The sequence below is a fragment of the Collinsella sp. wc0529 genome, from assembly GCF_046116875.1.
Classification (GTDB): Bacteria; Actinomycetota; Coriobacteriia; order Coriobacteriales; family Coriobacteriaceae; genus Collinsella.
The window spans coordinates 924709-935530 of sequence record NZ_JBJXBO010000001.1; the positions used below are offsets into that span (position 1 = coordinate 924709).

The following is a 10822-nucleotide window of genomic DNA, read 5'->3' on the forward strand; positions in this document are numbered from 1 at the left end:
TCCATGATTTCCATGCGTGAGGCGTATGAGAAGATCGGCGCTAATTATGATGACGCGTGCGCTCGGCTGATGGGCGAGGAAATGCTTGCCCGCTTTGCCCTCAAGTTTTTGGATGACGAGAGCATGGACAAACTGGAGGCCGCCATGGCGGCAGGAGACGCCGAAGGTGCGTTTATGGCAGTGCATACGCTCAAGGGCGTGAGCCAGAACCTGGGATTCGATAATCTGTACGAGCCGGCGGTTGTGGTGACCGATGCGCTGCGCGGCGCCGATGCCGTTGACGGCGCACGCGAGGGAATGCATGCACTGCAGCAGCAATATGCGGCTACGATGTCGGCCCTGCGCGAGGCGGCTGAATAAGAGCTTGCGAGCCTTGGACTGTGTGCCGGCAGCATATAGGTAATAGGGCGCCCCGCCGGACCATGTGGCCGGCGGGGCGCCCTTATCTGTTATGCGGTTCGCGAGCTAGCGGGCCTGCTTTACCTTGGCCGCTGCCTCGACAAACGACTTCCACAGGTTAAAGTCGGTCTCGAGCGTCTTCCACGTGTACTCAGGGTGCCATTGCACGCCCAGGCAGAAAGGCTGGCCTTCGACTTCGATGCACTCGGGAACGCCGTCGGTTGCCTTGGCGACCAAGCGCGTGCTTTTACCCAGACGATCGACGCAGCAGTGATGTGCCGAGTTGGTCTGGATCAGCCTGTGCCCGCCAACCGCGCGCTCCAGCAGCGAGCCCGGCACGACCTCGACGGGATGCACAGGGTCGTTGAGCACGTGGGTATGGCGCCACTGCGTGCGGCCCTCGCGAGCGCCCAGGCTCGGCACGTCCATGCACAGGGTGCCGCCGGTGGCGACGTTGAGCAGCTGCGTGCCGCGGCAGGTGGTAAAGAGCGGCTTTTTGGCGCGGAGCACCTCGTCGACCAGCTTGAACTCAAAACTATCACGGATCTCGCAGCAGAGGGTGGGGTCGTAGGGTCGATCATCGCCCCAACGTTTGGGATTGACATCCGGGCCACCGGGAATGGCGATGCCGTCGGCGATATCGACGTAATGACGGATGACCTCAATGTCCTCGGTGATGGACATCTGCAGCGGCAGGCCGCCGGCGGCAAGGATGGCATCGACAAAGACACTTGCGATTTCTTCGTTGGGGGAGAGCGTTTCGCTTAAAAACGGCTTTGCCCCTTCCCAACGCGGCGCCACCAGGATGAGTGGACGGTCGGCGGGGGCAACGTCGACGTGCGGGGTATAGGACGAGGAGGTATGGGTTCCGATCATAGGTGTTGCTTTCGAATCCGGGTGGACATGGTGCATGGGTGGCGCGGGGCAAACGTTACTGATGAATTTGCCCGCGTGGCAATTGGGTTAGTGGCCCTTGATGGAGTTGAGGAAGTCCTGGGCGCGCTTGGTCTGGGGGTGGTCGAAGAACTCGTCGGGCGTGCCGGTTTCCACGATCTGGCCGTCGGCCATAAACACGACGCGGTCGGCTACGCGGCGGGCAAAGTTCATCTCGTGCGTGATGACGATCATCGTCATGCCCTGCTGGGCCAGACGGACCATGACCTCGAGCACCTCGTTGATCATCTCGGGATCGAGGGCACTCGTGGGCTCGTCAAAGAGCATGGCCTTGGGTTGCATGGCAAGCGAGCGGGCGATGGCTACGCGCTGTTGCTGGCCGCCCGAGAGCTGTGCGGGCACCTTATCGGCCTGCTCGGCCACGCCCACGCGGCCCAGCAGGTCCATGGCGCGCTCACGGGCTTCGTCCTTGGAGACGCCCAGCACATCGACCGGTCCCAGCATGACGTTCTGCAGGACGGTCATATGTGCGAACAGGTTGAACTGCTGAAACACCATGCCCAGCTCGGCACGCATGCGGGCAAGGTCCTTGCCTTCCTGCGGTAGGGGCTCGCCCTCGATGAGGATCTCGCCCGAGTCGATGGTTTCCAGGCGGTTGATGGTGCGGCACATGGTCGACTTGCCCGAGCCCGAAGGACCGATCACAACGACGACCTCGCCGCGGTCGACTGAGAGATTGATGTCGTTGAGGACGTGCAGATCTCCGTAGTGCTTATCGACGTGTCTGAGCTCGATCAGCGGCTGATTGCCGGTGGAAGAGGTGCTCTGTGCCATGGTGCTCGGCTCCTTATGACTCGAAATGGTAAAGCGTTAGCGGATGATGGTCGCGCCGGTCTTGTGCGAAACGTAGACAGCGGCCTTGTTGATCGCGACGTTGATGAGGATGTAGATGACCGCGATAACCAGGTAGACCGACACGAGGGCGTCGTAGTTGGTAATGAGCACGCGGGCGTTTTGCATGAGGTCGGGGTAGCTCACCACGTAGGCGACGGTGGTGTCTTTGACTACGACCACAAGCTGCGAAATCAACGACGGAATGATAAACCGAATAGCCTGCGGCAACACGATTTTAAAGGTGATTTTAGCTTTGGAGAGGCCGAGTGCCTGGGCGGCTTCGACCTGGCCGCGCGGCACGGCGTTGACGCCAGCGCGAAAGATCTCGGCGAGTACGCCAGCTGCGGCGAGCGCGACGGGAAGCGTGAGCATCCAAAAAGATGGCAGCGCGATCTTGTACTGGGGCAGCACCAAAAAGAAGAAGTAGATGAACAGCAGGCTCGGTACGCCGCGGAAGAAATCGGTGAGCACGCGGCAAACCAGTTGGAGCGGCTTAATGTCGCTGGTGCGGCCGAGCATAAGGGCTAAGCCCAGCACCAGTGCGATGGCGCCAGCGGTGAGTGCGACTTTAACAGTGCCCTCAAAGCCGGCAAGCAGGAACTTCCAGGTGGTGAGGTGCGTAAAGAAATACCAATAGTGGACCGAAAGCTGGCCGGTCACATAGAAGCGCTGCAGTACCAGGATGGCGAGCGCGGCGACAGCAACAAGCGAGATGGCGGTGCCGATGCGAATCTTGGCGCGCATCTTGGGGCCGGGAGCCTCGTAGAGCGCATCGCGCATGGTGAGCGCGGAGGTGGAGTGCTTGCTCATCGGAGGATCCTCACCTTCTTATCGATATAGTTGCCAATGTGGCTCACCACGAAGGCTGTGCCCAGGTAGCCGAGCGCCGAGATAAAGAACGCGGCGACGCCGCCGAGCGAGCGCGTGTTGATATAGCTCACCACGCCGGTGAGCTCTTGCGGCTTAAGCGGCACCTGGCTGCCCAAGGCGGTAGTGAGCATGACGGCGATAAAGAGGTTAGTCATGGGCAGCACACTCGAGCGCAGTGCCTGCGGAATCACGATCTTGGCGAGGATGCGGCTGAAGCTCATGCCGAGCGAACGTGCGGCTTCCACCTGACCGACGCCGACGGTATTGATGCCGCTCATAAAGTTCTCGGAGCCAAAGGCCGAGCCCAAAAGGACCGTGGCGACGATAACGCAGGTGCGGTAGGGCAGGACGACCTTGAGCGGCGGCAGCGCATAGACGACGATGATGAGCAGCGCAATGCCGGGGATGTTACGGAAGACCTGGACATACAGGTCGCCAAAGACGCGCAGCGGCTTGAGCGGCGACACGCGCATCACGGTGACGGCAACGGCCAGCACCATGGCGATGGCAAACGACTCAAGTGTCATGCCCCAGGTTGCTAGCAGGGCGTCGATATAGTTCTGGCCATAGAGCGACCAGAGCTCGGAGAGACTCATGCGGACCTCCTGCCGGTAAGGAAAGGGGCTCCCGTGTGTACGGAAGCCCCGACAACTCAGTGAGGAAACAGTTTACCGCAATAAAGCGCATCATGCGTTTCCGTATGGTTTCGTTGCGGCTGTTACCAGGCTCGCTGCCTAGGCGCCGATCTCGGGCAGCTCGGGAACATTGGTGTCGCCCGTACGGTCACCAATGCAGATCTGCCACAGCTCGGTCCAGGTGCCATCGTCCTCGATCTTCTTAAGGAAGTCGTTAACGAAGGCGACGCCGTCGGAATCGAGCGGCAGGCCGATGCCGTAGGGCTCCTTGCTGCCGAAGGGCTTGCCGGCGATCTTGTACTTACCGGGCTCGCGGACCAGGGCGCTTTGCTGCATGTTGTTGTCGATGACATAGGCGTCAACGCGACCCTGCTGGAGTGCCTGGCGGGCCTCCTCGTCGGTCTTGAACTCCTGCTGGCTGGCCTTGGGAACGAACTCCTCCAGGATGGCGGGGCCGTTGGAGCCGGACTGGACGGCGACGTTCTTGTCGGCCAGGTCGTCGACGCTCTTGATGTCGTCGTTATCGGCGAGCACCAGGATGGCCTGCTGCGTGTAGTAGTAGGGGCCGGCGAAGGAGACGAGCTTCTTGCGCTCGTCAGTGATGGTGTAGGTGGCAAAGACGGCGTCGACCTGGCCGTTCTGCAGGACAGACTCGCGCGTGTCCGAGGTCACCTGGGTGATCTCGACCTTGTTCTCGCCCAGAATGTAGTTGGACAGGAGCTGTGCGATACCGGCATCGAAGCCGCGGGTCTGACCGTCTTTCTCGTTGAGGAGGGAGAAGAGCGTGGAGGTCTGAACGCCACCGATCTTAAAGACGCCGGCGTCCTTGACGGCCGTGGCCCAGGTGCTGGCGGCGATGGCATCGTCGTCGGCTTTGGGGCCGTTGTCGACGAGCTTGTCGAATGCCTTGGCATCGAGCGTAGCGGAAACCTCGGTATCCTCGGAGCCCTTGGAGGAGCCGGCGGCGGAACCCTTGTCGGCCTCGGCGCTGGTGTCGGAGCAGCCGGCAAGACCAAGGCCGGCGACGGTTGCGAAGGTGGCGGCAACGAAGCCGCGGCGGTCGAGAACGACCTGCTGGGAGAGGTTCTTGCTCATAGGAGAACACCTTTCTCAAAAAATCCTAGTGGTTGAGTAGAGTTATACCCTATTGCGCTCAAATGGGTCAACACGAAATAACTCAGAAACATACTTGTCTTATGGGTTATTCTACCTACCAAAAAGGGACAGGTTTATTTTGGCAGGTTTTATCTGGGCAAACGTCGGTTGTTGCTGCTGAGATAGTGCTTTTCGGACGGCCCGCCTCGCTGTTTTGTCTCAATCAGTAACAGGTAGACGAGGAAATGGGTTCTAACTGTTGCAGATCGAGATTTTCTCTTCAGGGGAATTCGAATGTCTCGATCTGTAACATCTGGACGGACAAAAGGTCTCTATCTGTTACAGATTGAGACAAAGGTCAGGGACTAAGACGTCTTGTCTAGATCTGTAACAGTTAGACGGGAATTCGGGCCCTAGATGTTACAGATTGAGATAATCGCGTCGCGAAAACAAAAACCTCCGCAGGGGGGTGCTTTCCTTGCGGAGGTTTTCTTACTCGTTGAGTAGTCTTGCGGCTTCGGCGGCCATGTTCTCGACCGTCATGCCGTTCTGCGCGAGCAGTTCGTTGGGGTCGTAGCGGTCGGGGAAGCCCTTGGCGATGCCGAAGGTGCGCGTGCGCACGGGCGTGCAGGCCAGGTAGCACGCCACGCGCTCGCCCCAGCCGCCGTCCAAGATGCCGTCCTCGAGGGTGACGACAACGCGATGCTCGGCGACAAGGCTGTCGAGGAACTCGCGATCGAGCTCGGTTGCAAAGCGCGGGTTGACGAGCGTGGCCTCGATGCCGTACTCGGCGGCCAAGCGGTTTGCCACGCGCTCGCCCAACTCAAAGAAGTCGCCGAGCGCAAGCACGGCAACGTCGCGGCCCTGACGCACCACGTTATAGCGAACGGCGCTGTAGTCGGTGTCTTCGGCGGGCGCAAGGTCGGGACGGCTCACCAGGCCGATGCCCGGTACGCGGATTGCCACGGGATGCTCGCGGTGGTCGAGCGACCAGCTCAGCATGGACAGATATTCCTCCATGCAGGCCGGCGCCAAGTAGTGCATGTTGGGAAGACCGCCCAGCATGGAAATATCAAAGAACGAGAGGTGCGTCTCGGACGTGGTGCCAAAGATTGACGCACCAAACACCAAAATGGTTGCGGGGGCGTCGTTGAGGCACAGGTCGTGCCACAGCTCGTCGTAGGCGCGCTGCAAAAACGTGCCGTACACACCAAAGACTGGCTTGGCGCCCGAGCGCGCAAGCGCGGTGGCAAAGGTCACGGCGTGCTCCTCGGCAATGCCCACATCGACGAACTGTTTGCCGGCGGCAGCGCGAAGCTCGGGTGTAAAGCCCATAATGTAGGGCGTGGCGGCCGTGATGCCAACGACCTGTGGATCGCGCTCGATGGCGGCGCTGAGCGCCTCGCCCGTAATGTCAGCATAGGTGCGCGGCGCGGGCTCGCTCGGATGGCCCGGGCAGAGCTTGCGCCCGGTCGCCATGTCAAACGGACCCACGTGGTGCCAGCGCTCGGGGTCGCTTTGGGCTGGCTCAAAGCCCTTGCCCTTGGCGGTGGAGACGTGCAGCACGATGGGATGATCGATATTGCGCAGTTCCTGCAGCGCGTCGACGAGGGCCAACACATCGTTACCGGCGTCCAGATAGCGGTAGTCGAGCCCCATCGCGCGGAAAACGTTGCGCTCGCAGGTGCCGTTGCTGGCGCGCAGCTCGGCCAGATTGCGATACAGGCCGCCATGGTTCTCGGCAATGGACTGGTCGTTGTCATTGACGATGATGATCAGGTTGCTATCGAGTTCGGCGGCATTGTTAAAGCCCTCAAACGCCAGGCCGCCCGAAAGCGAGCCGTCGCCAATAACGGTAATGACGTTGTACGTATCGCCCGCCAGGTCGCGAGCGTGCGCCAGGCCGCAGCCCAGGCTCACCGAGGTCGAGGTATGGCCCATGGCGAACAGGTCGTGCTCGGACTCGTCGGGATTGGCAAAGCCAGAAGCCTCACCATAACGTTCCGGATCGATATAGGTGTACGCGCGCCCGGTCAGCGCCTTGTGAGCGTAGGTCTGGTGCGACACGTCAAAGACAATCTTGTCGGTGGGAGAGTTAAACACGCGATGAAGCGCAACCGTAAGCTCAACGACGCCCAGGTTGGGGGCAACGTGCCCGCCGACGGCGGCGGAGCTTTCGAGGATTGCCTGGCGGATCTCGCCGCAGAGCTGCGGGAGCTCGGCGCGATTAAGAGCCTTGACGTCCTCGGGCGTTGTCGTTTGCGTAAGCAGCATCGTTGTGGGTTACTCCATGCGAATCGAGCGCCGGCGCTCCCTCGGCCGACACAATTGCACAAGACAGTCTCGCACATTTTGGCGTTTGATATGTGACGGCGGCGCGGTAATTCGCCAACTGGCGGGGCAAAACGTTTTGTCCGATGCCATACTGATGTGTTCCATGATGTTTTTATCGATTGTGCACAAGCCGTGGCTTGCCGCTGTGAGTCGCTGGAAGGAGGCAGCATGTCCGATGTCGTTCGTGCCGAGAACATCGCGTGCGAAGTAGACCATGCTGCCCGTCAACTGGCACAGGCGGGCCGTCTGGACTTGACGCGCGAGTTTATCCAACATGGCGACGTGACGGTCTATGCACATGTGACTTCGGTAGCGCGGGCGAGCCTGTCCTTTGCCGAGTGCTTGGGCCGTGCTGGCATTTCGGTCGACCGTGCTTCGTTGCTGCGCGGAGCCCTGCTGCACGATTACTTTCTCTATGACTGGCACGATCCCGATCCAAGCCATCGGCTGCATGGCTTTCGCCACCCGTTTTTTGCCCTGGCGCGTGCCGAGGAAGATTTTGAACTGACGTCGCGCGAGCGGAATATTATCGTGCGCCATATGTTTCCGCTGGTGCCAGTGCCGCCGACGTGTCGTGAGGCATGGATTGTGTGCCTGGCGGATAAATGGTGTGCTCTGCGCGAGACGGTCGCCTGCCGTCTACCGCGCAAAGGCGGCGCGAACGATTCGAACGAGGGCTCGAGTGACGGCTCGAGCAAAGATTCGAGCGAAAAGAGGAGAGAGTAGACGGTGGGGACCGCGATTGACATGGCGTTTGGCGGCGCGACGCTTGCCGTCTGCCCGCTTTCGGCACTGGTGCTCTCGTTTGCCTTTTACGGGTTTTGCGGCTGGGCGTGGGAGTCGACGGTCTGCGCCATGCTCAATCACGGACGATTTGCCAACAGCGGCTTTTTGCTGGGGCCGTGTTGTCCTATCTATGGTGTGGGCGGCATTGCCTGCTGGCTGCTGTTGCGCGGGATTCCGGATGCCCCGAGCCAGTTTGTCGCTGCAGCGCTCGTATGCAGCGTGATTGAGTACAGCGTAGGCGTGCTGCTGGAAAAAACAACGGGCGCTCGCTTTTGGGACTATTCGCACCTGCCGTTTAACCTGCACGGACGCATCTGTCTGTACTGGGCCTGCGCGTTTGGCTTGGGTGCGTTGTGCATTTGCCGTTTAGTGGAGCCGGCATTGCTGGGGCTGCTTGGCCATCTGCCGGTGCTGATTGTGCGGCTGTCCGCCTTTATCGTCGCGGTCGCGATGATGGTCGACGCAGTGTGCTCTTTGGCCAGCTGGCGCCGCCTGTCTGATCAGTTGGAGCGCGTCCGGGCCGACCTTGCCGACCGCATCAACGAGTCGCTTGCCGATGCGTCTGATTCCATGCTTGAACGTATTCCCGATTCGGCGATCGACTCGGTGGCGCAGACGCATATCCGCAGCCGTGCCGTTAACGCGTGGCTGGCCGAGCTGGGTGACGCCGCGCTCGATGCCCTGTGCGAGAAGGCTTCGATGCCGACGTTTATCGCGGATGGTGCTCGCGGCCTGGCACTTGCTGCCCGCCGCGTGGCCGATGCCGCGCCGAGCATGCCGCGTCCGTCGCTCAGTCGTCGCCTTGCCGGCAAGGGCATAAGCCGTCCGGTGCCGAGCGTGTCACTCAGCCGCCGCGACCTGCGCTTCTTCAATGCCTTCCCGCGCTTGCGTATCAACCGCTACGAGGGCGTCATCCGAGCTACCGACCTCCGCGACCGAGCCCGCGAGCTGTTCCGGCGCTAGCCGGGACGGGCGCGCTCGCGGCTTCCTTGCTCGCGTATTTCCCGTTGGTTTCGCGCCCGTTGCCGCGCCGTTTCCAAGATTGCGGTGCCGTTGGAGACGGCAAGATTTGGGTCGAGCCGGTCGAGGAGGTTATCCGCATCCGCACCGGCGAACATGGCCCCTCTGCGGTGTAGGACAATCTTTCGCCTGACGGGCGTGCCTCTCTTGGGGCGCGCCCGTTCTCGTCTACAATATCGTGCAGACGAAGGAGAGGCATGCCCATGATCAAGATGTTTGCGAGTGACTTAGACGGAACGCTGCTGAACGCCCTGCATGAGGCGGATGGGACCATCCGCCGTGCCATTCGCGAGCTGACCGAGGCTGGCTTGCATGTGGTTCCCGCGACCGGACGCTCGACGCTGCCGATCGGCGAGCATGGCTTTACGGGCCTGGCGCTTGACGCCTGCTGCTCCAACGGGTCCATCGTGCGCGACAGCCATGGCGAGGTGCTCAAGACCTGGACCATCGATCCGCAGATTACCGAGGAGCTGCTCAAGGCGTTCCCGGACATTTGCTTTGATTGCTCCACGCCCGATGGCATGTTCTCGAGCGGTTCGTTCGAGATGCACCAGGCGGGCTTTAAAAAGGACAGTCCTATCAAGCGCATCGTGATGCGCGGCATGCGTGCACGTGGGGGGTATCACGAGGAGCAATATTTCGATCAGTCGATCGGTGACATCCTGCGCCATGACGTGTGCAAGATTAACTGTCGCGTGATCTCGTCCGAGCTGGAGCGCGACCTTAAGGCATATCTGGCCGAGCGATCGGACCGCGTGGTCAACGCACCGTTCGATCCGGTGATGTTTGAGATCACGGACGTGGCGTGCAACAAGGGCGAGAGCGTGGCCTGGCTGGCGGGCTACTACGGTATTGCCGAGGACGAGGTCGCGGTTTACGGCGACGGCGGCAACGACATTGCCATGCTCAAGCGCTTCCGCCACAGCTACGCGACCAAAAACGCAAGCGATGCAGCTAAGGCCGCCGCTAGTGCGACCATCGGCAGTTGCATGGTTCACGCCGTCCCCAAACACATGCTCGCCACCATGCATAAGCAGAACTCCTGCACCATCATCGAATAATGCGACAAAAGGATTGCCCCTTCGTCACATCCCAAATATTGCCTTTACGTGTTGATGCACACGGTGTGCAATAATACTCGCACTGTGCAATAGCGCACAGGCTGAGTAACAAGGAGGACGCTTGTCCCAGCTCGAGAAATGCGATCGCCGGTCCCTTCGCTCGCAGCGTGCCCTTCGCCAGGCACTTGCTAGCGAGCTTGCCGAAAGCGGCGACCTTTCGCGCATTAATGTCGCGTCGCTCACCGAGCGCGCTGGCCTTACGCGTCGCACGTTCTATTCGCATTACCGCGATATCCCCGACTTTATCAATCAAATCGAGGACGGCTTGCTGGCCGAGATCCGTGAGCGCATTGAGCTCATCACCGCAGCTCAGCTGCCCGACCTCTATCACAACATCGATGATCTTGAGCCGGCACCCGGTTCGGTTGAGCTGCTGCGCTATCTTGCGGCTAATCGCGACCTTATCGGGGCCCTGCTGGGCCCGGGCGGCGACCCCGCCTTTATTAAAAAGATCATCGATACCGCACGCGAGGCCGTGGTGCCGCGTGCACAGACGGGCATTTTGGGCTTGGCGCTGGGCACCTTCTTTGACTACTACGTCACCTACGTCGTGAGTGCCGAGGTCGGCCTGATTCAGCGTTGGTTTGAGCGTGGGCTCACCGAATCGCCCGAGACCATGGCGCGCATTATGACGGTTATCGCCTTTGTGCGCCCCGGCGACCTGTATGGCCAACCCATCGATATCAACGTGCCGGAATACGGCATGAAGCTATTGAATCTGCAGCTCGAGGACGCGGTCGACACCACCGCAACCGTCGAGTCCAACAACTAAGA

11 protein-coding genes and 1 pseudogene are annotated in these 10822 nt (G+C 60.8%); 6 read left to right on the plus strand and 6 right to left on the minus strand.

Annotated elements, in window-relative coordinates:
- The first annotated feature begins 3 nt into the window (after positions 1-3).
- Positions 4-360: an Hpt domain-containing protein gene (locus ACKUTP_RS03870; RefSeq protein WP_238022585.1), complete on the plus strand. Its 357-nt coding sequence runs from the start codon at positions 4-6 to the stop codon at positions 358-360.
- Between the two features lie 105 nt (positions 361-465).
- Here the strand turns inward: ACKUTP_RS03870 and ACKUTP_RS03875 are convergent, their stop codons facing one another.
- From ACKUTP_RS03875 to ACKUTP_RS03900, 6 genes are all read right to left on the minus strand, one after another.
- Positions 466-1275 carry a gamma-glutamyl-gamma-aminobutyrate hydrolase family protein gene (locus ACKUTP_RS03875; RefSeq protein WP_250787701.1) on the minus strand — a complete coding sequence of 270 codons (810 nt, stop codon included), beginning with the start codon at positions 1273-1275 and terminating at the stop codon, positions 466-468.
- Positions 1276-1362: 87 nt separating this feature from the next.
- Entirely contained in the window at positions 1363-2127 is a 765-nt protein-coding gene (locus ACKUTP_RS03880; RefSeq protein ID WP_022094659.1) for an amino acid ABC transporter ATP-binding protein, read from the minus strand.
- Between the two features lie 36 nt (positions 2128-2163).
- On the minus strand, positions 2164-2997 hold the full coding sequence (locus ACKUTP_RS03885) for an amino acid ABC transporter permease (protein ID WP_342995840.1): 834 nt from the start codon (positions 2995-2997) through the stop codon (positions 2164-2166).
- A complete protein-coding gene (locus tag ACKUTP_RS03890; RefSeq protein ID WP_022094657.1) occupies positions 2994-3653 on the minus strand; it encodes an amino acid ABC transporter permease in 660 nt (219 codons plus the stop codon). The genes ACKUTP_RS03885 and ACKUTP_RS03890 overlap by 4 nt, the downstream gene beginning before the upstream one ends.
- 138 nt (positions 3654-3791) lie before the next feature.
- Positions 3792-4787: a glutamate ABC transporter substrate-binding protein gene (locus ACKUTP_RS03895; RefSeq protein WP_250787700.1), complete on the minus strand. Its 996-nt coding sequence runs from the start codon at positions 4785-4787 to the stop codon at positions 3792-3794.
- A gap of 492 nt (positions 4788-5279) precedes the next feature.
- Positions 5280-7061 carry a 1-deoxy-D-xylulose-5-phosphate synthase gene (locus tag ACKUTP_RS03900; RefSeq protein ID WP_250787699.1) on the minus strand — a complete coding sequence of 594 codons (1782 nt, stop codon included), beginning with the start codon at positions 7059-7061 and terminating at the stop codon, positions 5280-5282.
- A gap of 228 nt (positions 7062-7289) precedes the next feature.
- On the opposite strand from ACKUTP_RS03900, the gene ACKUTP_RS03905 reads away from it, so the two are divergent.
- The 5 genes and pseudogenes from ACKUTP_RS03905 (at position 7290) to ACKUTP_RS03925 (ending at position 10820) form a co-directional block, all read left to right on the plus strand.
- Complete coding sequence (locus ACKUTP_RS03905) at positions 7290-7847, plus strand: HD domain-containing protein (RefSeq protein ID WP_250787698.1); 558 nt, start codon at positions 7290-7292, stop codon at positions 7845-7847.
- A 3-nt stretch (positions 7848-7850) separates the two neighbouring features.
- The gene (locus tag ACKUTP_RS03910; protein WP_250787697.1) at positions 7851-8870 is read left to right on the plus strand and encodes a putative ABC transporter permease; all 1020 of its coding nucleotides are present in this window, start codon (positions 7851-7853) and stop codon (positions 8868-8870) included.
- Positions 8871-8953: 83 nt separating this feature from the next.
- Positions 8954-9043, plus strand: a pseudogene (locus ACKUTP_RS03915) (P-II family nitrogen regulator); the annotation flags it as partial.
- An 87-nt stretch (positions 9044-9130) separates the two neighbouring features.
- Positions 9131-9988, plus strand: coding sequence for an HAD-IIB family hydrolase (locus tag ACKUTP_RS03920; RefSeq protein ID WP_250787696.1), 858 nt, complete (start codon positions 9131-9133; stop codon positions 9986-9988).
- Positions 9989-10109: 121 nt separating this feature from the next.
- A complete protein-coding gene (locus ACKUTP_RS03925) occupies positions 10110-10820 on the plus strand; it encodes a TetR/AcrR family transcriptional regulator (protein WP_409063593.1) in 711 nt (236 codons plus the stop codon).
- Positions 10821-10822: the final 2 nt, after the last annotated feature.

Bases quoted from the DNA above. Each gene is read 5' to 3' on its own strand.
- ACKUTP_RS03870 (WP_238022585.1), top strand. From the start codon at position 4: ATGATTTCCATGCGTGAGGCGTATGAGAAGATCGGCGCTAATTATGAT.
- ACKUTP_RS03875 (WP_250787701.1), bottom strand. From the start codon at position 1,275: ATGATCGGAACCCATACCTCCTCGTCCTATACCCCGCACGTCGACGTT.
- ACKUTP_RS03880 (WP_022094659.1), bottom strand. From the start codon at position 2,127: ATGGCACAGAGCACCTCTTCCACCGGCAATCAGCCGCTGATCGAGCTC.
- ACKUTP_RS03885 (WP_342995840.1), bottom strand. From the start codon at position 2,997: ATGAGCAAGCACTCCACCTCCGCGCTCACCATGCGCGATGCGCTCTAC.
- ACKUTP_RS03890 (WP_022094657.1), bottom strand. From the start codon at position 3,653: ATGAGTCTCTCCGAGCTCTGGTCGCTCTATGGCCAGAACTATATCGAC.
- ACKUTP_RS03895 (WP_250787700.1), bottom strand. From the start codon at position 4,787: ATGAGCAAGAACCTCTCCCAGCAGGTCGTTCTCGACCGCCGCGGCTTC.
- ACKUTP_RS03900 (WP_250787699.1), bottom strand. From the start codon at position 7,061: ATGCTGCTTACGCAAACGACAACGCCCGAGGACGTCAAGGCTCTTAAT.
- ACKUTP_RS03905 (WP_250787698.1), top strand. From the start codon at position 7,290: ATGTCCGATGTCGTTCGTGCCGAGAACATCGCGTGCGAAGTAGACCAT.
- ACKUTP_RS03920 (WP_250787696.1), top strand. From the start codon at position 9,131: ATGATCAAGATGTTTGCGAGTGACTTAGACGGAACGCTGCTGAACGCC.